General features: G+C 73.4%; 21 protein-coding genes, 3 tRNA genes and 1 pseudogene. 10 read left to right on the forward strand and 15 right to left on the reverse strand.

Annotated features, from left to right (window positions below):
* Positions 1-142: 142 nt before the first annotated feature.
* Entirely contained in the window at positions 143-376 is a 234-nt protein-coding gene (locus O7604_RS02815) for an Lrp/AsnC ligand binding domain-containing protein (protein WP_013284547.1), read from the forward strand.
* Positions 377-964 (forward strand): DUF3515 domain-containing protein, encoded by a 588-nt coding sequence (locus O7604_RS02820; protein WP_269701548.1) that lies wholly within the window; start codon positions 377-379, stop codon positions 962-964.
* 37 nt (positions 965-1,001) lie between these two features.
* Here the strand turns inward: O7604_RS02820 and O7604_RS02825 are convergent, their stop codons facing one another.
* Complete coding sequence (locus tag O7604_RS02825; protein ID WP_091420221.1) at positions 1,002-2,105, reverse strand: D-alanine--D-alanine ligase family protein; 1,104 nt, start codon at positions 2,103-2,105, stop codon at positions 1,002-1,004.
* Positions 2,106-2,271: 166 nt separating this feature from the next.
* Positions 2,272-2,496 (reverse strand): hypothetical protein, encoded by a 225-nt coding sequence (locus O7604_RS02830; RefSeq protein WP_269701551.1) that lies wholly within the window; start codon positions 2,494-2,496, stop codon positions 2,272-2,274.
* A 235-nt stretch (positions 2,497-2,731) separates the two neighbouring features.
* On the opposite strand from O7604_RS02830, the gene O7604_RS02835 reads away from it, so the two are divergent.
* Together O7604_RS02835 and O7604_RS02840 are read left to right on the forward strand one after the other, a co-directional pair.
* Complete coding sequence (locus O7604_RS02835; protein ID WP_269701553.1) at positions 2,732-3,577, forward strand: helix-turn-helix transcriptional regulator; 846 nt, start codon at positions 2,732-2,734, stop codon at positions 3,575-3,577.
* A gap of 4 nt (positions 3,578-3,581) precedes the next feature.
* Positions 3,582-3,773 (forward strand): DUF397 domain-containing protein, encoded by a 192-nt coding sequence (locus O7604_RS02840; RefSeq protein WP_269701554.1) that lies wholly within the window; start codon positions 3,582-3,584, stop codon positions 3,771-3,773.
* A 57-nt stretch (positions 3,774-3,830) separates the two neighbouring features.
* Here O7604_RS02840 and O7604_RS02845 read toward each other — a convergent pair whose 3' ends face one another.
* On the reverse strand, positions 3,831-4,850 hold the full coding sequence (locus O7604_RS02845; RefSeq protein ID WP_281578780.1) for an ROK family protein: 1,020 nt from the start codon (positions 4,848-4,850) through the stop codon (positions 3,831-3,833).
* 31 nt (positions 4,851-4,881) lie between these two features.
* Between O7604_RS02845 and O7604_RS02850 the strand changes: the two genes are divergently transcribed.
* Positions 4,882-5,747 (forward strand): IS5 family transposase gene (locus O7604_RS02850; RefSeq protein ID WP_269706856.1). Its coding sequence is split into 2 segments (ribosomal slippage): positions 4,882-5,215 and positions 5,215-5,747, totalling 867 coding nucleotides; the frame shifts between segments, so codons are not numbered across the junction.
* A gap of 153 nt (positions 5,748-5,900) precedes the next feature.
* Here the strand turns inward: O7604_RS02850 and O7604_RS02855 are convergent.
* The 4 genes from O7604_RS02855 to O7604_RS02870 form a co-directional block, all read right to left on the reverse strand.
* Positions 5,901-6,692, reverse strand: a complete 792-nt coding sequence (locus tag O7604_RS02855) for a putative protein N(5)-glutamine methyltransferase (protein ID WP_281578781.1) — start codon at positions 6,690-6,692, stop codon at positions 5,901-5,903.
* Between the two features lie 172 nt (positions 6,693-6,864).
* Positions 6,865-7,983: a cystathionine gamma-lyase gene (locus O7604_RS02860; RefSeq protein ID WP_281578782.1), complete on the reverse strand. Its 1,119-nt coding sequence runs from the start codon at positions 7,981-7,983 to the stop codon at positions 6,865-6,867.
* Between the two features lie 11 nt (positions 7,984-7,994).
* Complete coding sequence (locus O7604_RS02865; RefSeq protein ID WP_269701558.1) at positions 7,995-9,002, reverse strand: NAD(P)H-dependent glycerol-3-phosphate dehydrogenase; 1,008 nt, start codon at positions 9,000-9,002, stop codon at positions 7,995-7,997.
* A complete protein-coding gene (locus O7604_RS02870; RefSeq protein WP_269701560.1) occupies positions 8,999-9,724 on the reverse strand; it encodes a lysophospholipid acyltransferase family protein in 726 nt (241 codons plus the stop codon). The genes O7604_RS02865 and O7604_RS02870 overlap by 4 nt, the downstream gene beginning before the upstream one ends.
* Before the next feature lie 95 nt (positions 9,725-9,819).
* On the opposite strand from O7604_RS02870, the pseudogene cofC reads away from it, so the two are divergent.
* The 4 genes and pseudogenes from cofC to O7604_RS02890 all read left to right on the forward strand — a co-directional run.
* Positions 9,820-10,428 (forward strand): annotated as a pseudogene (cofC, locus tag O7604_RS02875) (2-phospho-L-lactate guanylyltransferase); the annotation flags it as partial.
* 39 nt (positions 10,429-10,467) lie between these two features.
* Positions 10,468-10,665, forward strand: a complete 198-nt coding sequence (locus O7604_RS02880; protein ID WP_043330566.1) for a cold-shock protein — start codon at positions 10,468-10,470, stop codon at positions 10,663-10,665.
* A 54-nt stretch (positions 10,666-10,719) separates the two neighbouring features.
* Positions 10,720-13,026 (forward strand): RNA degradosome polyphosphate kinase, encoded by a 2,307-nt coding sequence (locus O7604_RS02885; RefSeq protein WP_269701562.1) that lies wholly within the window; start codon positions 10,720-10,722, stop codon positions 13,024-13,026.
* Between the two features lie 7 nt (positions 13,027-13,033).
* Positions 13,034-13,951, forward strand: coding sequence for an NUDIX hydrolase (locus O7604_RS02890; protein ID WP_269701564.1), 918 nt, complete (start codon positions 13,034-13,036; stop codon positions 13,949-13,951).
* Positions 13,952-13,967: 16 nt separating this feature from the next.
* On the opposite strand, the gene O7604_RS02895 is transcribed toward O7604_RS02890, so the two are convergent.
* The 4 genes from O7604_RS02895 to leuC form a co-directional block, all read right to left on the reverse strand.
* Positions 13,968-15,932, reverse strand: coding sequence for an endonuclease/exonuclease/phosphatase family protein (locus O7604_RS02895; protein WP_281578783.1), 1,965 nt, complete (start codon positions 15,930-15,932; stop codon positions 13,968-13,970).
* A 135-nt stretch (positions 15,933-16,067) separates the two neighbouring features.
* Entirely contained in the window at positions 16,068-16,673 is a 606-nt protein-coding gene (locus O7604_RS02900; protein ID WP_332367298.1) for an HU family DNA-binding protein, read from the reverse strand.
* A gap of 160 nt (positions 16,674-16,833) precedes the next feature.
* Complete coding sequence (gene leuD, locus O7604_RS02905) at positions 16,834-17,421, reverse strand: 3-isopropylmalate dehydratase small subunit (RefSeq protein ID WP_269701568.1); 588 nt, start codon at positions 17,419-17,421, stop codon at positions 16,834-16,836.
* 15 nt (positions 17,422-17,436) lie between these two features.
* Positions 17,437-18,879, reverse strand: coding sequence for a 3-isopropylmalate dehydratase large subunit (gene leuC / locus O7604_RS02910; protein ID WP_269701570.1), 1,443 nt, complete (start codon positions 18,877-18,879; stop codon positions 17,437-17,439).
* A 49-nt stretch (positions 18,880-18,928) separates the two neighbouring features.
* Between leuC and O7604_RS02915 the strand changes: the two genes are divergently transcribed.
* Positions 18,929-19,615 carry an IclR family transcriptional regulator gene (locus O7604_RS02915; protein WP_013284529.1) on the forward strand — a complete coding sequence of 229 codons (687 nt, stop codon included), beginning with the start codon at positions 18,929-18,931 and terminating at the stop codon, positions 19,613-19,615.
* Positions 19,616-19,792: 177 nt separating this feature from the next.
* On the opposite strand, the gene O7604_RS02920 is transcribed toward O7604_RS02915, so the two are convergent.
* The 4 genes from O7604_RS02920 to O7604_RS02935 all read right to left on the reverse strand — a co-directional run bounded on the left by O7604_RS02920 (position 19,793) and on the right by O7604_RS02935 (position 21,146).
* Positions 19,793-19,865: transfer RNA gene (locus O7604_RS02920), tRNA-Glu, on the reverse strand.
* Positions 19,866-20,016: 151 nt separating this feature from the next.
* Positions 20,017-20,089, reverse strand: a tRNA-Glu gene (locus O7604_RS02925).
* 74 nt (positions 20,090-20,163) lie between these two features.
* Positions 20,164-20,235: transfer RNA gene (locus O7604_RS02930), tRNA-Gln, on the reverse strand.
* Between the two features lie 107 nt (positions 20,236-20,342).
* Positions 20,343-21,146: a fumarylacetoacetate hydrolase family protein gene (locus O7604_RS02935; protein ID WP_269701572.1), complete on the reverse strand. Its 804-nt coding sequence runs from the start codon at positions 21,144-21,146 to the stop codon at positions 20,343-20,345.
* Positions 21,147-21,155: the final 9 nt, after the last annotated feature.

Genomic DNA, 21,155 nt, shown 5'->3' on the forward strand with positions numbered 1-21,155 from the left:
GTCGTTCCGCACGTCCCACCCCTGTCCGTACCGGCGTGTGCTCGCTCACCGCGTCCGACCGGCAACCGATAGGGATCACGGCCGCTCAGTACGGTAGTTTCACCCTTCGGGTCGCCCGGAGGCGACGGACGGAGGTCGAGTCGTGGTACAGGCGTACATCCTCATCCAGACCGAGGTCGGCCGGGCGCGTGACGTGGCCGGTCTGATCGCGGACCTGGCCGGCGTGGTACGGGTCGACGCCGTCACCGGGCCGTACGACGTGGTAGTGCTCACCGAGGCGAACACCGTCGACGAGCTCGGCAAACTCATCGTCAGCAAGGTGCAGATGGTGCCCGGCATCACCCGCACCCTCACGTGTTCGGTGGTGCGGCTGTAAGTGGACGAGAAGGACACCTCCCCCCGCCGGGACGGCGCCACCCGCCGTGCCGCACTCTGGGCGACGCTCGTCGCGCTGCCGGTGACCCTGGCGGTCGCCGGGTTCACGTTCGCCAAGCTGGCCCCGGAGTCGCCGGACGCCGCGCCGAGCGCGTCGGCGAGCCCTCGGGCGCAGTCCAGCGCGCCGGTGGAGATGCCCGCCCCGGCGCTGGCCGAGCGCCCGACCGTCGTCTGCCGGGCACTGATGTCGCAGCTCCCGGACAGCGTGCGTGACCTGGCGCAGCGACCGGTGACCGCGGGCCCGGAGCAGAACGCCGCGTACGGCGACCCGGCGCTGACGGTGGCCTGCGGTGGCAGCCCGGCGCAGTTCCCGCCCACCGACGAGGTGTGGACGGTCAACCAGGTCTGCTGGCACGCGGCGCAGGAGGCCGACGCCACGGTGCTGACCACGGTCGATCGGGAGACGCCGATCCGGGTCCGGGTGCCGAAGTCGTACGAGACGCCGCTGCAGTGGGTGACCTCGATCTCCGAGACGATCGTCAGCTCGGTCCCCTCGGCGAAGCAGGCCCCCTCGGGCTGCTCCGCCTGACGCCCGGCCGGACATCCGGCCGGGCGCCGAGCAACGGTCAGCGGCCGGCGCGGCGGTGCAGGGCGGTACGGATCAGCCGGTTGACCAGCTTCGGATACTCCAGCCCACTGGCCGACCACATCCGCGGGAACATCGACGTCGGGGTGAAGCCCGGCATCGTGTTGATCTCGTTGAGGTAGACGTCCATCTGCGGGGTCACGAAGAAGTCGACACGGGCCAGGCCGGAGCAGTCGAGCGCGGTGAACGCCCGGGTGGCGTAGTCGCGCACCTGCCGGGCCACCGGCTCGGGCAGGTCGGCCGGTACGTCGTACTCGCAGACCTCGTCGGCGAAGATGTACTTGGCCTCGAAGTCGTACCAGTCGCGGTCGCCGATCATCCGCACCTCGGCGAGCACGGAGGCCTCCGGCGCGCCGCCCGCCTCGCCCTCCAGCACACCGCACTCGATCTCGCGGCCGACCACGGCGCCCTCGACGAGCACCTTGCTGTCGATCTCCCGCGCGGTGACGAGCGCGGCGTCCAGGTCCGCCCAGTCGTCGACCTTGGTGATGCCGAACGAGGAACCGGCCCGGGACGGCTTGACGAAGACGGGCAGCCCGAGGCGCTCCTTGTCCTCCTCGCTCAGTGACATCCCGGCGCGCAGAACCGCGTACGGGCCGACCGGGATGCCCTCGGCGGCGCAGAGCTTCTTGGTGAACTCCTTGTCCATCGCCGCAGCGGAGGCGAAGACGTTCGCCCCGACGTAGGGGATGTCGGCCATCTCCAGCATCCCCTGGATGGTGCCGTCCTCGCCGTACGCGCCGTGCAGCACCGGGAAGACCACGTCCACGTCGGCCAGCGCCACCGGACCCTGGGCCGGGTCGAGGACCATCAGGCCGCCGACGGCGGGGTCGGCGCGCAGCACCAGTTCGGCGCCGGAGCCGGCGGTGATCTCGGGCAGTTTGCGGTCGGCGATGGCGAGCCCGCTCGGGTCGCCGCTGGCGAGCACCCACTGGCCCTGCCGGGTGATGCCGACCGGCACCACCTCGAACTCGTCCGGGTCCAGCGCGGCCAGCACGCTGCCGGCGCTGACGCAGGAGATGCCGTGCTCGGGGCTGCGGCCGCCGAAGACGATCGCCACACGGGTCTTGCCTGGGGTGGTCATGGTCACCTCATCGTTCGCGACTGCGGCTGGCCGTGCTCGCCGGTGGCGCTCACCCGACTGACCTTACTGTGCGTTGCCGCAAGCGGTGGTCGTTACCCGGGGAGACACGGAGTCGCGTGGCAAACGGTCAGGAAGACCTATACAGGGAGTAACGGAACGGCCGGCCTCAGAGGACCGGGTGCCGGGGCCGGCGGCCGACCGCGATGACCTTCACGCGTTGCCGGCCGGCCCGCACCATGCCCAGCGCCATGAACGCGCCGGCGATCCGGTCGGCGGCCTCGCGGCTGCTCGCGCCGACCACCTGGCGGCGGCGTTCCGGGCTGGTCCGTTCGTCACGCCGGGTGCCGTCCGGTGGACGCACGTCGGTCAGGACCACCAGGAACCTGGTCACCGCGGAACCCCTCCCCGTCTCGTGGACCGGCAGGGGCACGCGGCGGTCGGATCGTGGGGGAGTGAAGAATCCGACCACCGCGCGCCCCATCCCCTCCGGTCGCTCACCACCACCGTCGCCACGACAACCGGCGGTGAGGACGCCGTCACACAGTGACAGGTTTACCGGCATGAATGCAACTCTCATCGACTTTCTCTCATGCCCGCTTTCCCGCCGGATGTGCGACCATCGATGCATGGCGCCGAAGACCGCCCGGGCCCGACGGCTCGGCATCGCCCTGCGGACCCACCGGGAGGCCGCCGGCCTCACCCTGGAGGCCGCGGCCGACGAGATCAACAGCACCCGGAGCACGTTGTCCCGCTACGAGAACGCGCAGACGCTGGTCAGTCCGGCCACCGTGCGCGCGCTGCTGACCAGCTACGGCGTGGGTCCGGCCGACATCGCCGCGGCGGTCGAGCTGGCGAAGGACGCGCGCAAGCCGGGCTGGTGGGTGTCCTATTCGTACCTGCTGGACCAGCGCACCATCGACTTCATCGCGCTGGAGGCCGAGGCGACGGGCATCGCGAACTTCGAACCGTCGGTGGTGCCCGGCCTGCTCCAGACCGCCGACTACATCCGCGGCGTGATGCGCGGCGGTCCCCACACGCTCACCGACGAGCAGGTGGAGCAGCGGGTCCAGCTACGGCTGGACCGCCAGCAGCGGCTCTCCGGCGCCGAGCCGCCGATCCTCGACGCCATCATCGACGAGGGCGCGCTGCTGCGCCCGGTCGGCGACCGCTCGGTCATGTCCGGCCAGCTCCAGCACCTGCTGAAGATGGCCGAACTGCCGAACGTCACGGTGCAGGTGATCCCGCTGGCCGCCGGCTACCACCGGGGCACCCGGGGCTCGCTGCACATCCTGGAGTTCGCCGACCCGGAGGACCCGATCATCGCCTCGGTGGAGACCGTCGCCGGGCAGATGGTCCTCGACCGGCCGGGTGACCTGCGCACCTGCGCCAAGATCATGGAGCACCTGCGGACCGTGGCGCTGAGCCCCGCGGCCAGCCGGGACCAGCTCCTCCGCCTGCTGAACGAGAGGTGACCAGATGAACGGCACGAATCCCGCACCGGCCCGCTGGCGCAAGAGCAGCCACAGTGGCGACGAGGGCGCGTGCGTGGAGATGGCGCCGCTGCCCGCAGCGGTGGCTGTCCGCGACTCGAAGGACCCGGCCGGCCCGGTGCTGATGTTCCCGCCGCACGCCTGGGCGGCGTTCACCGCCGCGCCGCCGCGCGCCTGAGCCCGCCCGCCACCGCACCGACCGCCACCGCGCGCCTGAGCCGGCCGGCAGGCGACGTCAGCCGAGTGGGGCGGCGGCGGTGACGGTCCCGCGGATCGCCTCCAGCGCCGCGATGGCCACCCCCCGCGCGCCGGCCATGTCCCGGTCCGGCACCAGCGCGAACGTGGCCACCGCGCGCTGCTCCTCCCGGAGCACCGTGTGCTCGGCGACAGCGGCGAGGAACCAGTCCCGGAACTCCGGCGCCGCCTCCACCACGCCCCCGCCGACGAAGTACGCGTGCGGGTCGGTGAAGTTGGCCGCGATGGTGAACAGCCGCCCCAGCGCCTTGGCCTGCTGGCCGAACACCTGACGGGCCAGCGGGTCGCCACGTTCGCCGTAGCCGCGCAGCAGCTTCGCCGCCCGGTCCGGCTCCTGTGCCGCGAGCGGATGCTCCGGGTGCCGGGCCAGCCAGTACGGCAGCAGGTTGCGCCGGATCGCGGTGAGCGAGGCGACGCTCTCCGCGTCCCCGGTGAAGCCGCAGGCGCAGACCGGTGCCGCCTGGTCCGGCTCGACCAGGCCGTCCAGCGGGATGTGCACGTGCCCGAACTCGCCGGCCATGCCGGCCGCGCCGCTGACCACCCGGCCGGACTCCACCACGCCCCCGCCGAGCCCGGTGCCGACGATCGCCGACACCGACGACCGGGCCATCGCCTCGGTGCCGAAGTGCACGTGGTGGGCGTAGAGCGCGGCGGCGTTGCCGTCGTTCGCGTACACCACGGGCAGGCCCAGCCGCCGCTCCAGCGCGGTGCGCACGTCGAAGCCCCGCCAGGCGGGCTGGGAGAAGTTCGTCGAGCCGCGCGAGGAGATCACGCCGGTGGCGCTGGCCGGGCCGGGCGTGTCCAGCCCGATCGCGCGGACCAGGTCACGCGGTACGCCGGTGTGGGCCAGGACGCCGTCGAACGCCCGCGCCAGCGCCTCCACCGCCGCCACCGGGCCGGCGCCGACGTCGCTCGGGATCTCCAGCAGCCCGTCCACCAGGAACCGGCCGTCGACGGTCAGCACCGTGGCGTTGTCACTAGGGCGTGTCCTGTCGATCATGTAGTGGTTGATCGTTGACGATGTGCCGGTGGTGCGTCGTGGTGAGTTGACCGATGAGGCGTGGGCGGTGATCGCGCCGCTGCTACCGGAACCTGGTGGGGCGCGGGGGCGGTGGCGGGATCACCGTCAGGTCATCAACGGGATCTTGTGGAAGCTGCGTACGGGTGCGCCGTGGCGTGACCTGCCGGAACGCTTCGGGCCGTGGAAGACCTGCCACGAACGGCTGCGCCGCTGGACCGCTGATGGGACATGGGATCGGGTCCTGGCCGCGGCGCAGGTGCATGACGACGGCACGCCGGTGCAGTGGACGATCAGCATCGACTCGTCGATCGTGCGGGCGCACCAGCATGCCGCTGGCGCCCGCAAAAAGGGGGCTCCCCGGCAAGTGCGGCGACGCCTGGTGCGCAGGATGGCGAGGCCATCGGCCGGTCCCGCGGCGGGTTGAGCACGAAGATTCACCTCGCGGTCGACGGACGCGGACGGCCGCTGTCGATCCTGCTCACCCCCGGCCAAGCCGGCGACAACCCGCAGCTGTTGGCGCTGCTGGACGCGATCCGCGTCAACGAGCCCGGGCCGGGGCGGCCCCGCAAGCGACCGGAGGTGCTGATCGCGGACAAGGGCTATGCACATGACTCGACCCGGCGAGCCCTGCGACAACGCGGGATCCGGCACGTCATCCCGGAACGCAGCGACCAGGTCGCTCGCCGGGCCGCCAAGGGCAGCCACGGCGGGCGACCACCGGCCTTCGACAAGGCGATCTACAAGAAGCGCAACGTCGTGGAACGCTGCTTCAACCGGCTCAAGCAGTGGCGTGACCTGGCAACTCGATACGCCAAACGTGCATCCCTCTACCGAGCCGGCCTCGTCCTGATCGCTGCCGTCATCTGGCTCCCATGATCGACAGGACACGCCCTAGTGCCCCCGTTGTCCAGCCCCACCACCACCGGCACACCTGCGCTGCCCACCGCCACCGCCTCCCGCCGCGCCTGACCCGAGGCTAGTTCCCGTCCGGGCCACCCGCCATGCCCCGGCGGGACTCCCCCGCCATGGTCAGCCGGGGCGGCGGGCGGTCACCGCTGTGGCCTCGCGCTCCTCGTCGCGGACCACCGCCGGTTCCAGCCCGGCGGCGGCGAACACGACGCACAGCTCCGGGGCCTGCGCCACGCTCGCCTCGACCACGACGTGCCCGCCCGGGGCGAGCCACTGCGCCGCGCCGGAGGCGACCCGGCGCAGCACGGCCAGACCGTCCGCGCCGCCGTCCAGCGCCACCGGGGCCTCGTACAGGCGCGCCTCGGCCGGCAGCGAGGCCACCGCGGCGCTCGGCACGTACGGCGCGTTCGCCACCACCAGGTCCAGCGTCCCGCGCCGGCCGGCCGGTACCGCGTCGAACAGGTCGCCCTCGTAGACCGGGACGCCCAGCGGTTCGAGGTTGCGCCGGGCGCAGGCCACCGCCACCGGGTCGATGTCGGCGGCGGCCAGCCAGCGGGGCGCCAGCCGCTCGTGCAGCACCACCGCGGCGGCGCCGGAGCCGCAGCACAGGTCGAGCACCGCCGGCGCCGGCCCGGCGAGCGCCGTCGCCGCGTCGACGAGCAGGGCGGTACGACCGCGCGGCACGAAGACGCCCGGGTGCACGGCGATCCGCCGGCCGCAGAACTCGGCCCAGCCGAGCAGGTGCTCGAGCGGCAGGCCGGCGACCCGACGGTCGGCCAGCCGGGTCAGCGACTGCGCCGAGTCGGCGGCGGCGATCAGCAGGTCCGCCTCGTCCTCGGCGAAGACGCAACCGGCGGCGCGCAGCCGCCGGACGAGGGCGGGACGGTCGGGGGTGAACACGGTGGATGCCATGGCAAGCCTTTCGGGAAGCGCTCGTCGGCGCCCCCGGCGTCGCCTCAGCCCCGAGGCGACGCGGACTCGGAGGGAGCGCCGGTCCTCTGCTTGTGGATCGGACTCACCTCCTCGGGTCGGGGCCGCACGGGCCGTGGCTGCCCGTCACCATAGCCCAGCGGCCGATACGCCGTCAGTCCGCCGCGTCGAGCGCCGCCGCCACGTCGGCGAGCAGGTCGTCGGTGTCCTCGACGCCGCAGGAGAAACGCACGAAGCCCGGCGCCGTGTCGTCGCCCCACTGGGCCCGCCGGTCGGCTGTGGTGTGCAGGCCGCCGAACGAGGTGGCGGCGGCCACCAGCCGGGCCGCGCCGAGGAACCGGGCCACCCGGCCCTCGTCGCCCAGGTCGAACGAGAGCACACCGGGCACGCGCCGCATCTGGGCCGACGCGACCGGGTACGCCGGATCCTCGGGCCAGCCGGGCCAGCGGACCCCGGTGACGTCCGGCCGGGCCGCGAGCAGATCGGCCAGCGCCCGCGCGTTGGCGGTCTGCCGGGCCAGCCGCAGGTCGAGCGTGGCCAGCGAACGGTGCGCCAGCCAGCAGTCGAACGCGCCGGGCACCCCGCCGGTGGCGTTGCGCCACGTGGTCACCGCGTCCCGCAGCCCGGCGTCGCGGGTCGCCAGGTAGCCCAGCAGCAGGTCGGAGTGGCCGGTCAGCGCCTTGGTGCCGGAGGCGACCACCACGTCCGCGCCGAGGTCCAGCGGGCGCTGCCCGAGCGGCGTGGCGGTGGTGTTGTCCACCGCCACCAGCGCACCGGCGGCGTGCGCGGCGGCGGCCACCGCGCGCACGTCGACGACGTCCAGGCCGGGGTTCGCCGGGGTCTCCAGCAGCACCAGCCGTACGCCGTCGAACGACGGGTACGGCCCGGCCGTCGGCACGAGCACCACGCGTACGCCGAGCTGTTCCAGCGTGCCCGAGGCGAACGCGCGCACCGAGTAGTAGCCGTCGGCGGGCAGCAGCACGGTGTCGCCGGGGCGCAGCAGTGTCAGCAACAGCCCGGTGATGGCCGCCTGGCCGCTGGCGAAGACCCGGCAGTCGCCGCCCTCCAGCTCGCCGACCGCGGTCTCCAGCAGCCGCCGGGTGGGGTTGTCGGGCCGCCCGTACCCGTTCGTCGCCGCGGACGGGCCGCGCTCCGGGTCCAGGTGGTACGGCGCCGCGAAGACCGGGCCGGGCAGGAACGGCTGCCCGGGTACCGCGTCCGGCAGGCCGGCGTGCACGCTGCGCGTGCCGTCACCCCAGTGCTCGCTGCTCATCCCGGCTCCGCTCACTCGTACGACTCGGGCTTGGCGGTACGGCTCATCAGCGCGTCCACCGCCAGGCGCGGATCCATCCCCTCGTGGCAGATCCGCTCGATCTGCTCGGTGATCGGCATCTCCACCCCGTGCGCGCGGGCCAGGTCGCGGATGGCCAGGCAGCTCTTGACGCCCTCGGCGGTCTGCCGGGTGGCCGCCTGGGCCTGTTCCAGCGTCTCGCCCCGGCCCAGGTGCTCGCCGAAGGTGCGGTTGCGGGCCATCGGCGACGAGCAGGAGGCGACCAGGTCGCCCATGCCGGCCAGCCCGGCGAACGTGATCGGGTCGGCCCCGAGCGCCACGCCCAGCCGGGCGGTCTCGGCGAGCCCCCGGGTCATCAGCATGGCCCGGGTGTTGTCGCCGAAGCCCATCGCGGTGGCGATGCCGTACGCCAGCGCGATCACGTTCTTGACCGCGCCGCCCAGCTCGCAGCCGATCACGTCGTCGTTCGTGTACGGGCGGAAGTACGGCGTACGGATGGACGCCTGCACCAGCGCGGTCCGGCGGCTGTCGGCGCCGGCGACCACGGTGGCGGCCGGCTGCTCGGCGGCGATCTCGGGGGCCAGGTTGGGCCCGGAGACGACCACCACCCGGTCGGCGGGCACCCCGGCGGTCTCCGTGATCACCTGGCTCATCCGCTTGGTGGTGCCCAGCTCGATGCCCTTCATCAGCGACACGAGCGTGGCGTCCGGCGCCAGGTACGGCGTCCAGTCGGCGAGGTTGCCGCGCAGCGTCTGCGAGGGCACCGAGAGCACGACCACCTCGGCTCCCTCGATCGCCTCGGCGGCGTCGCCGGTGGCTGTCACCCGCTCGGGCAGGCGGATCCCCGGCAGGTACTCCGGGTTGTGCCGCCCGGTCCGGATCGCCTCGGCCACGGCGGCCCGGCGGGCCAGGACCGTCACGTCCCGCCCGGCGTCGGCGAGGATCTTGGCGAACGCGGTCCCCCAGGAACCGGCGCCCAGCACGGCGACGTGCCCGCTCATTCGGTGACCTCCCGGGTGCCGGTGCGGGCGGGCCGCTGCCAGAGCGGCGGTGGTGTGCCGCCGCGGATCTCCGCGACCAGATCCCGGATGCGCAGCATGATGGTGTCCGTCATCTCCTCCAGGATCGGCCGGGTCGGCGTGGCGCCGGCCCAGGGGCTCAGGTCCACCGGCGGCCCGGCGATCACCGTCACCGGCGTGCGCGGGCGCAGCCCGAACCGGGCCGTACGCGGGTCGAACATCCGTTCCGGGCCGACCATGGCGATCGGGACCACCGGGGCGCCGGTGGCGAGCGCCAGCCGGGCCGCGCCGGTCTTGCCCTTCATCGGCCACAGGTCCGGCTCCCGGGTGGTGGTGCCCTCCGGGTAGATCACCACGGCGCCGCCCTCGGCCAGCGCGGCGACGAGCTTGTCCAGCGACTTGACCGCCTCGACGGTGCCCCGCTCGACCGGGATCTGCTGGCACCGGTGCAGGATCGCGCCGACCACCGGCACCCGGAACACGCTGGCCTTGCCGAGGAAGCGCGGCCAGCGCCCGGCGTCGTAGATGTAGTGCGCCACCACGAGCGGGTCGGCGTGCGAGATGTGGTTCGGCACGAGGATCACACCGCCGTCGTGGCGCAGGTGCTCCATGCCCCGCCAGGTGCGCCGGGTCCAGACGGTCATCAGCGGCTTCACCAGCACCACGGCGAGCCGTCGCCAGAACCCCAGCCTGCGCCGTGCCACAGTGCCTCCTCGATCCGCCCTCGCGCCCCGGCACAGAATCATGCCTGTTCGCCCCCGCTGCGGCCAGTGCGGGTGTCGGCGCTCCCGCTGGCAGGATGGTCGGCGTGTCTGAGGCCCGCTGGACCGTGGTGATGCCGGTGAAGCGCCTTCCGGCGGCGAAGAGCCGTCTGCGGGGCGCGCTGCCCGGCGTACCCCACGAGGAGCTGGCGCTGGCCCTGGCGGCCGACACGCTGCGCGCGGTGCGGGCGTGCCCGGCGGTCGCCGGGGTGCTCGTGGTCACCGACGACCCGCGGGTGGCCGCGGCGGCCGGCGCGGCGGGCGCCCGCGTCGCGAGCGACCCCGGCGGCGGCCTGAACGCGGCGTTCCGGCACGGCGCGGCGGTCGCCGGGCCGCGCGCCGCCGTGGCCGGCCTGACCGCCGACCTGCCGGCGCTGCGACCGGCCGACCTGGCCGCCGCCCTGCGTGCCACCCAGGGGGTACGCGGGTTCGTGGCGGACGCCCCCGGCGGAGGCACGGTGCTGCTCGCCGCGCCGGCCGGGGCGCCGCTGGCGCCGCGGTTCGGGCCCGGCTCGGCCGCGGCGCACGCGGCGGGCGGGGCGCTGCCGCTCGCCGGGGACTGGCCCAGCCTGCGCCGCGACGTGGACACCCCGGCGGACCTGGCCGACGCCGCCGGGCTGGGCGTGGGGCCGCGCACCGCCGCGCTGCTGGCCCGGGTCGCCGGGGCGGTCCGGTACGGTGCTGGCATGCAGGGCACGGTGGCGACCTACGACGCGTCGACCCGCAGCGGTGTGCTGCTGCTCGACGACGGCACCGAACTGGCGTTCCCGGCCCGCGCGTTCGACGCCTCCGGGCTGCGGCTGCTCCGTCTGGGGCAGCGTGTCCGGATCGAGCGGGACGCCGACGGCGAGGTGGTCCGGGTGACCTTGCCGACGATGGCGTGAACAACCTGGCCCGAGTTCATTTTCCGTTCACCCTTATCGGGGAATCATGAGGTGGTGAGCACCCCTCGCGAGCACCCCGACGGCCCGCCGCCGATCCTCGACCCCGGCACGCCCCGCAACGGCCGCCCCACCCGCGGCTCGGACGGGCGGTTCCGCCAGACCCGGCCCCCGGAGGAGCGCCTCGGCGCCGATCCGGACGCGACCGCCGCCACCGGGCTGGACGAGCCGCTGGACCCGGTCGAGGGTCCCGGCCCGGCCGACGGGACCGCCGCGGACGCCGGGCCACCGACCACGCCGCCGCTGCCGGAGGACCGCTTCCTCAACCGGGAGCTGTCCTGGCTCGACTTCAACGCCCGGGTGCTGGCGCTCGCCGAGGATCCGCGCACCCCGCTGCTGGAACGGGCGAAGTTCCTGGCCATCTTCGCCAGCAACCTCGACGAGTTCTACATGGTCCGCGTGGCCGGGCTGAAGCGGCGGCTCTCCGCCGGCCTGCCGGTACGCGGCGGTGACCGGCTGCCGCTGCGCACCCAGCTCGACCTGATCACCTCCAAGGCCGCCGGCCTGGTCGCCCGGCACGCCGCCTGCCTCGTCGACGACGTGCTGCCGAAGCTCGCCGCCGAGGAGATCCGCATACTGCGCTGGAGCGACCTGGACGACGCCGAGCGGGAACGGCTGCGCACCTGGTTCCGGGAGCACATCTTCCCGGTGCTCACCCCGCTGGCGGTCGACCCGGCGCACCCGTTCCCGTACATCTCCGGCCGGTCGCTGAACCTGGCCGTGTCGGTACGCGACCCGGACGGCGGCTCGGAGCTGTTCGCCCGGGTGAAGGTGCCGAACAACGTGCCCCGGTTCGTCCGGGTGCACCGCGACCAGCCGGGCGTGCGGTTCCTGCCGGTCGAGGACCTCATCTCGGTGCACCTCGGCCAGTTGTTCTCCGGCATGCAGGTGGTCGAGTGCCACCTGTTCCGGGTGACCCGCAACGCCGAGGTGGAGGTGGACGAGGACCGCGACGAGGACCTCCTCCAGGCGCTGGAACGGGAGCTGGCCCGGCGCCGGTTCGGCCCGCCGGTACGCCTCGAGGTCGCCGCCTCGATCTCCGACCACATGCTGGAGCTGCTGGTCCGCGAGCTGGACATGGACGGCCACGACGTGTTGCGCGTACGCGGCCTGCTCGACCTCTCCGCGCTCTGGCAGGTCTACGGCGAGGCGGACCGGCCCGACCTGAAGGACCCGTCGTTCGTGCCGGCCACCCATCCGCGTCTGGCAGAGGGTGAGGTGCCGCGCAGCGTCTTCGCCACGCTGCGCGACGGCGACGTGCTGGTGCACCACCCGTACCACTCGTTCGCCACCAGCGTGCAGCGCTTCGTCGAGCAGGCGGCGGCCGACCCGAACGTGCTCGCCATCAAGCAGACGCTCTACCGCACCAGCGGCGACTCCCCGATCGTCGACGCGCTCGTCGACGCGGCCGCGGCCGGCAAGCAGGTGGTGGTGCTGGTCGAGCTGAAGGCGCGCTTCGACGAGGTGGCGAACATCGGCTGGGCGCGCACGCTGGAACGGGCCGGCTGTCACGTCGTCTACGGCCTGGTGGGGCTCAAGACGCACTGCAAGACCGCGCTGGTGGTACGCCAGGAGGGCAACCAGATCCGCCGCTACTGCCACATCGGCACCGGCAACTACCACCCGAAGACGGCCCGGCTCTACGAGGACTTCGGCATGCTCACCGCCGACCCGGAGATCGGCGCCGACCTGACCGACCTGTTCAACGTGCTCACCGGCTACAGCCGGCAGACCGCGTTCCGGCGGCTGCTGGTGGCGCCGCAGGGCATCCGCAGCGGCCTGATCGAGCGCATCGACAGGGAGATCGAGCACGTCCGGCTGGGCATGCCCGGGCTGGTGCAGTTCAAGGTGAACTCCCTGGTGGACGAGGAGATCACCGACGCGCTCTACCGGGCGTCGCGGGCAGGCGTGCACGTCGACCTGCTGATCCGCGGCATGTGCACGTTGCGGCCGGGCGTGCCGGGCCTGTCGGAGAACATCCGGGTCCGCTCGATCCTCGGCCGGTTCCTGGAACACTCCCGGATCTTCCGGTTCGGCAACAACGGCGACGCCGAGTTCTGGATGGGCTCGGCCGACCTGATGCACCGCAACCTGGACCGCCGGGTGGAGGCGCTGGTGCAGGTGAGCGACCCGGTGGCCCGGGCCGAGCTGGACCACGTCCTCACCGCCGCGTTCGACAGCGACGTGGACGCGTTCGAACTGGCCGCGGACGGCACCTGGCACCGGCGAACCGGGGACGGCGACGTGCCGCTGACCCACCTCCAGGATCTGTTGCTGCGCCGGGTCGGCGGCCGGGCGGACTGACCGGGCCGTGGCGCGTGCCGGGCGGGCATACGGTGAGCGGGTGAGCGACGACGAACCGGTACGGATCCGGGCTGCCGGCGGCGTGGTGTGGCGCCCGGGTCCGGCCGGCGTCGAGGTCTGCCTGGTGCACCGCCCCCGGTACGGCGACTGGTCGCTGCCGAAGGGCAAGCTGGACCGCGACGAGCATCCGCTGGTGGCGGCCGTCCGCGAGGTGGCCGAGGAGACCGACGTCCGGGCCGTGCCGCAGGTCCGCCTGCCCACGGTCCGCTACCGCAGCGAGGGGCACGCCAAGGCGGTCGACTACTGGTCCATGCGGGCGGCGGGCACTGGCGGTTTCCAGCCCGGCACCGAGGTCGACGACGTGGCCTGGTTCCCGGTCGACGACGCGGTACGCCGGGTCAGCTACCCGCACGACGCCGAGGTGATCGCCGCGTTCGCGGCGCTGCCGCCGGTCACCGCGACGGTGCTGCTGGTCCGGCACGCGCACGCCGGCAAGCGCGGCACCTGGACCGGCCCGGACCACGGCCGCCCACTGGACGAGCAGGGGTGGACGCAGGCGCGGGCGCTGGTCCCGCTCGTCGCGCTGGTCCGCCCGGCCCGCCTGTTCTCCGCCTCGGCCCGGCGCTGCGTGCAGACGCTGGACCCGTCGGCGGCCCGGCTGGACCTGCCGATCGAGGTCTGCGGCGACTTCGACGAGCCGGCGCCGGGCCAGCAGGTCGAGGAGTGCGCGCTCGCCGCCGCGGCCCGGCTGACCACGCTGGCGCAGGCCGTCGGGACGGTCGCGGTGTGCAGCCAGGGCAAGGTGATCCCGGGTGCGCTGGAACGCCTCACCGGCCGCGTGGGCGAGGACTTCACCACCGCGAAGGGCGGCGGCTGGCTGTTGCCGTTCGCCGGCGACCGGCTCGTGCTGCCCGACCGGTTGTGAGGCGGGCGGCGGCGGTTCAGGGCAGCGTGACGGTGAGCGTCACCGGCAGGTGGTCGCTGGCCTCGGTGCGCGGTGCGCGTACCTCGCCGGCGGTCAGGCCCGGCGAGGTGAAGACGTGGTCGATCTGGGTGCGGGGGTCGTCGGCCGGGCTCGTCCGCAGCGGCCGGGCCGCGGCCAGCGCGTCCACCAGCCCGGTGCGGGTGAACTCGGCGAACGCCGCGTCGTCCGGCTCGGTGTTCAGGTCGCCGCCCAGCACCAGTGGACGGCCGTTCGCGTACCGCCCGGCGAACGCGGCCACCTCGCCCGCCTGCTCGACCGGATCCCGGCCGGGCGGCGGCTGCAGGTGCGTGGCCACCACGGCCAGTTCCCGGCCGCCGAGGTCGAGCGTGACGCCGAGCGCCTGCGCCCCGGTCGGCGCGCCGTGCGCCCTCAGCCGCCGGGTCTGCCCGGACCGCATCGGGAAACGGCTCAGCACCGCGTCGCCCCAGACCGGATCGGCGGCGGGCGCGAAGACGTACGGCATCTCCAGCCGCCCGGCCAGCAACGCCAGCGTGTCGTGGCCGCCGTTGAGCCACCAGCCCCGGTCGACCTCGCTGAGCAGCACCACGTCCGCGCCGCGCAACTCCCGGGCCACCGCGTCCAGGTCCAGCCGGCCGTCCAGGCCGAACCCCATCCGGATGTTGTACGCCGCCACCCGTACCGTCGCCGTGGCGCTCGTGGCGCGGGCCGGTGCCGGCGGCACGTGCAGCGCGGCGGCGAGCCCGGCCAGCGCGGTGAGCCCCGCCAGGGCAGCGATCCGGACCGGGGCGGGCAGCACCGGGCCGGGAACCGCCGCGCCGGACGACGCCGGGGCGGGCCGGAGAGGCGCCGTAGCCGCCACCAGAGCCACCAGGACGGCCGTGGCGACCGGCGCCCAGCCGTTGGGGTACCCCAGGTCGTAGGCGGCGTAGTAGGCCACCGTGGCCACCGCGAACACCAGCATCCCGAGCGCCGCCGCCCGCCCGCGCCGCGCCCCCGCCCGCCCGCCGTCCGCGTCTCGTCCGTCGGTGGCGGCGGCCCGGTCGGCGGCCGCGTCGGTGAGCGCCAGGCAGCCGCCGAGACCGGCGGCGGTCAGCAGGTACGCCGGGACGAGAAGCCCGGTCACGAACAGCACCGACCCGGCGAGCAGCGCCAACGGCCACAGCACCCGCGCCACGTGCGCCGGTGCCCGGAACAACGCCGCCGCGAGGAACAGCAGCACCGCGAGCGCGCCCAGCAGGTGTCCGCCGGCCGGGCGGGCGAGGCCCGGGAAGCCGGGCGATCCGGTGCCGGCGGCGGCGCTCCAGAGCGCCGGGGCGAGCGCCACCTGACCGGCCAGCAGCAGCGCCGGCCCGCACAGCAACCAGGCCCGGCGACCCGGGACAGGCACGCGCCGCCCGGCGTCGCCGTCGGCCGCACCGGCCGTTCCCGCCGCGTCGCCGCTCCCCCGCTCCCGCCGTACCGCCACCGATGCGGCCAGGAACACCAGCACCAGCAGGGCGCTCAGGCTCCAGGCGAGCGCACCGCCACGCCACACCAGGTCCTCGGTGCCGAGCAGGGCGTGCCCGACCGCGTTCCCGGCCAGGCCGAGCGCCAGCCCGGCGACCGGGCGCGGCACGGTCGCGGCCACGGCGGCGAGCCAGACCAGGCCGGCGAGCAGCCCGGCGCAGGCCAGCCAGAGCTGGGCCGGGCCACCGGGTTGCGCGGTCAGCGCCAGCCGGGCCGCGGCCAGCACACCGGCCGCGACGAGACCGACCGGGGCGGGGCCGACGCGGCGTACGAGCGTGGGCGCGCCGAGGGCGAGCAGGAACCAGCCGAGCGCGAACGCGCCGAGCAACTCTGCGGGCGTCTCGGCGGCCCGGCCGAACAGGGTGATGACCGACGGGAGCCAGACCCGCAGCACGTCCAGCAGGACCGCGACACCGAGCGCGAGCGTGAGGGTGGAGAGGTGACGGTGCCGCACGGGCGCCTCTTCTCGTGACCGACGGGGGATTTCGGCACGGCGATTCTGCGGGGCGCGACGGCGGGCGGTCAACGGCGTACCCGTGCGAAAGGGCGCCCACCGCGAACGGTGGGCGCCCTTTCGTGGGCCGTCCGGTCAGCGCCGGGTGGCGGCCTTCTTGGCCGGTGCCTTCTTCGCGGGCGCCTTCTTGGCCGCCGTGGTCTTCTTGGCCGTGGCGGACTTCGCCGCGGTCGTCTTCTTGGCGGCAGTGGTCTTCTTGGCCGCGGTGGACTTCGCCGCGGTCGTCTTCTTCGCCGCCGTGGTCTTGGTCGCGGCGGCCTTCTTCGCCGGCGCGGCCTTCTTGGTAGCGGTGGTCTTGGTGGCCTTCGCCGCCGTGGTCTTCTTCGCGGCCCCGGTGGTCTTCGCCGCCGTGGTCTTCTTCGCGGCGCCGGTGGTCTTCTTCGCGGCGGCGGTGTCCTTGGGCACCTTGCCGCTGGCCACCATCTCCTTGAAGCCCGCGCCCGCCCGGAACGTCGGGACGGAGGTCTTCTTGACCTTCACCGCCTCGCCGGTCCGTGGATTGCGCGCTGTTCGGGCTCCCCGGACGCGCTTCTCGAACGCTCCGAAACCGGTGATCGCCACCTTCTCGCCCTTGGTGACCGCCGCCTGGACCTCAGCGAGAACCGCGTCGAGCGCGGCCGTCGCCGTCTTCCGGTCCCCCAGGCGAACGGCGAGCGCCTCGATGAGCTCGGCCTTGTTCACGACTTCCTCCCGATTGTGCAACTGACTCGACGCGAGCCATTCTGCGCGCACGGTATGCCCTGTGCTGCCTGGACACAAACATTCGGTGGAAAAAAGCCCTTGTGTCGCAACGGATTCGCCCCCACCAGCGAGGCCGGTGGGGGCGAAATGCGGTCTGCGGTCAGGCTACCGACGGCAGGAACGACGGCCGGGACGCCTCGAAGGCGCTGATGTCGGCCTCGTGCCGGAGGGTGAGTCCAATGTCATCCAAGCCCTCCATCAACCGCCAGCGGCTGTGGTCGTCCAGCGGGAAGGCCCAGGTGGCGTCACCGGCGTGGACCTGGCGGGAGGCGAGGTCGACAGTGATCGGAGTGCTCGGCTCCGATTCCACGAGATCCCACAATTCTTCCACGGCTTTCAATTCCAGCTCGACCGGAAGGAGGCCTTCCTTGAGCGCGTTGCCGCGGAAGATGTCGCCGAAGCGAGGCGAGATGACGGCCCGGAAGCCCCAGTCCCGCAGCGCCCAGACGGCATGCTCCCGGGAGGATCCGGTGCCGAACTCGGGACCGGCGATCAGAATCGACGCACCCGAATGAGCCGGATCGTTGAGGACGAATGACTTGTCCTCCCGCCACGCGCTGAACAGCCCGTCGGCGAAACCGGTCCGGGTCACCCGCTTGAGGTACACCGCCGGGATGATCTGGTCGGTGTCCACGTTGGATCGGCGCAGCGGCACGGCGGTGCCCGTGTGGGTGGTGAACTTGTCCATCTCTCGGCTGCCCTTCTACAGGTCGGCGGGAGCGGCCAGGCGGCCGACGACCGCGGTGGCGGCGGCGACCGGCGGGGACACCAGGTGCGTACGCCCGCCCCGGCCCTGCCGTCCCTCGAAGTTGCGGTTGGAGGTCGAGGCGGAGCGCTGGCCCGGCTTCAGGGTGTCCGGGTTCATGCCCAGACACATCGAGCAGCCGGCGAAGCGCCACTCGGCGCCGGCGTCGGTGAAGACCTTGTCCAGCCCTTCGATCTCGGCCGCCTCCCGGACCGCGGCGGAGCCGGGGACCACCAGCATGCGTACGCCGTCGGCGACCCGCCGTCCGCGCAGCACCTCGGCGGCGGCCCGCAGGTCCTCCAGGCGGCCGTTGGTGCAGGAGCCGACGAACACCACGTCCACGGCGAGGTCGCGCAGCGGGGTGCCCGGGGTGAGGTCCATGTACTCCAGCGCGCGCCGGGCGGCGACCCGCTCCGGCTCGGTGACGAACTCCTCCGGGTCCGGCACGGTGGCGCCCAGCGGCGCGCCCTGCCCGGGGTTGGTGCCCCAGGTGACGAACGGCGTGATCCGGCTCGCGTCGAGGGTGACCTCGGTGTCGAAGGTCGCGCCCTCGTCGGTGGGCAGCGTCCGCCAGTACTCCAGCGCCGCGTCCCAGTCGTCGCCCTGGGGCGCGTTGGGCCGGCCCTTCAGGTACGCGAACGTGGTCTCGTCCGGCGCGATCATGCCGGCCTTGGCGCCCCACTCGATGGACATGTTCGCGATCGTCATCCGCCCCTCCATCGAGAGGTCGCGGATCGCCTCGCCCCGGTACTCGACGATGTGACCACGCCCACCGCCGGTGCCGACCTGCGTGATCAGCGCGAGCACCAGGTCCTTGGCGGTGACGCCGGGGCCCAGCTCGCCGACGACGTTCACGGCCATGGTCTTCGGGCGGGCCTGCGGCAGCGTCTGCGTGGCCAGGACGTGTTCGACCTCACTGGTGCCGATGCCGAACGCCAGCGCTCCGAAGGCGCCGTGGGTCGCGGTGTGCGAGTCGCCGCACACGATCGTCATGCCGGGCTGGGTGAGGCCCAGCTGCGGGCCGATGACGTGCACGATGCCCTGGTTGTCGTCGCCCAGCGGGTGCAGGCGGATGCCGAACTCGGCGCAGTTGCGGCGCAGCGTCTCGATCTGGGTGCGGGAGGTGGGATCCGCGATCGTGAGCAGGTCGCCGCGCCGGGAGCGGAACGCCGGGTCGTCGTACCCGGTCGGGGTGTTGTGGTCCTCGGTCGCGATCGTCAGGTCGGTACGGCGGACCCCGCGCCCGGCCAGACGCAGCCCGTCGAACGCCTGCGGGCTGGTCACCTCGTGCAGCAGGTGCAGGTCGATGAAGAGCAGGTCCGGCTCGCCGTCGGCGGCGCGGACCACGTGTGCGTCCCAGACCTTCTCGGCCAGGGTCCTCGGTTGAGTGACTCCCACCATCTGGACATCCTAAATTCTGGGAGGTAAATTTCGGCTTGTGGGACACAGTATGAGCGGTGTCGGCGTTCTCGACAAGGCGGTGGTCATCCTGGCCGCCTGTGTCGACGGCGCCAGCCTGGCCGAACTCGTTGAACGCACCAAGCTGCCCCGGGCCACCGCGCACCGGCTGGCACAGGCGCTGGAGATACACCGGATGCTCGTCCGGGACACCCAGGGGCGCTGGCGCCCGGGTCCACGCCTGGGCGAGCTGGCCAACGCGGCCCCGGACGTGCTCCTCACCGCCGCCGAGCCGCTGCTCGCCGCGCTACGGGACGCCACCGGCGAAAGCGCCCAGCTCTACCTGCGCCGCGCCGACGAGCGGATCTGTGTGGCCGCCGCCGAGCGCGCCAGCGGCCTGCGGGACACCGTCCCGGTCGGCTCGGTACTGCCGATGACCGCCGGGTCGGCGGCGCAGATCCTGCTCGCCTGGGAGCCCCCGGAGGCGGTCATGCCGCTGCTCCCCCGCTCCAAGTTCACCGGCCGCACGCTGGCCGAGGTGCGGCGGCGCGGGTGGGCCCAGAGCGTGGCCGAGCGGGAGGCGGGTGTGGCAAGCGTCTCAGCGCCGATCCGCGACCGCACCGGGCGGGTGATCGCCGCGATCAGCATCTCCGGCCCGATCGAGCGCCTCGGCCGCCGCCCCGGCGAACGCCACGCCATGGCCGTCGTCCGAGCCGGCCAGCGCCTCTCCGGCCTCTGACCGCCCAGCCGCGAGGCCGCCCCCACCCCGGTGATCAAGGAGTTTGGGGCGGATTTCGGTGGCTCCGAGGACACAAATTCCTTGATCAACGAGGCGGTCGGGCGGAGTGGGGGCCGGGGCGGGGTGAGGAATGCGAACGGCCCGCCTCGCGGATGCGAGACGGGCCGTTCGTGGATGTAGCCCCGACCGGATTCGAACCGGCGCTACCGCCTTGAGAGGGCGGCGTCCTGGGCCGCTAGACGACGGGGCCAGGCACTTTTCCTGCTTCACCACCCTGCCGGGCGGCGTGGCAGTAGTCTAGCGGCATCCCGTCCGGCACCACGGAGGGGGGTCACCCCCTGCGGACGTGGCCAGGACAGCAGAAAGCCCGCCCCGAAGAACGGGACGGGCTGTCGGTGCTGTAGCCCCGACCGGATTCGAACCGGCGCTACCGCCTTGAGAGGGCGGCGTCCTGGGCCGCTAGACGACGGGGCCAGAACCTTCGTGCATTCCGCCGGCGTGAGCTGACGGGATCCAGCGTCCGGGGCTCTTGCGAACCCGCGGCTGCGCTGGGGTACCAGGACTCGAACCTAGACTAACTGAACCAGAATCAGTCGGGCTGCCAATTACCCCATACCCCATTGGCCCCTTGCGGCGCCGGGAATGAACTTTACCCTCCCGGTGCCGACAGGCCAAATCCAACCCCTCGAAACCCACCTGACCAGCGGAAACGAGGCATCGGAGCGAATCAGGCGACAGGGACCACCGGGTTGCTGAGCTCCCCGATCCCCTGGATCCGCACGGTGACCGTATCCCCCTCGGTGAGCGGACTAACCCCCGCCGGCGTGCCGGTCAGGATCACGTCGCCGGGCAGCAGCGTCATCACGTGCGAGATGTACGACACCAGGCCGGGTACGTCGAACACCATGTCCTTGGTCCGGCCGAGCTGGCGCACCTCCATCTCCTCCGGATTGCGACCCACCTCACACCGGATCTCCAGGTCGCTGACGTCGAGACCGGTGGTGATCCACGGCCCGATCGGGCAGAACGAGTCGAAGCCCTTGGCGCGGGTCCACTGCCCGTCGGAGCGCTGGAGGTCCCGGGCGGTGACGTCGTTGGCGCAGGTGTAGCCGAAGATGGCCCGTTCGGCGGCGGCCCGGTCGGCCCGGCGGGCACCCGGGGCGCCGATCACCACGGCGAGTTCCGCCTCGTGCTCGACCTGCTTGGAGAAGATCGGCAGCCGGATGGCGTCGCGGGGGCCGATCACCGACGTGGACGGCTTGAGGAAGAGCAGCGGCTCCTTCGGCACCTCGCTGCCGTGCTCGGCGGCGTGCTCGGCGTAGTTACGGCCGACACAGACCACCTTGCTGGGCAGGATCGGCGACAGCAGCCGGACGTCGGAAAGCGCCCAGCGGGCGCCGGAGAACTGGATCTGCCCGAACGGGTGGCCCTCGATCTCGGCGATGGTCAGGCCCTGCGGCCCGGCCTCCGGCTCGCCCTCGACGGCTCCGAACGACATTCCCTTGGCATGAGCGAAACGAGCGATACGCACCCGGCCAAT

The sequence above is a fragment of the Micromonospora sp. WMMA1947 genome, from assembly GCF_027497355.1.
GTDB lineage: Bacteria > Actinomycetota > Actinomycetes > Mycobacteriales > Micromonosporaceae > Micromonospora.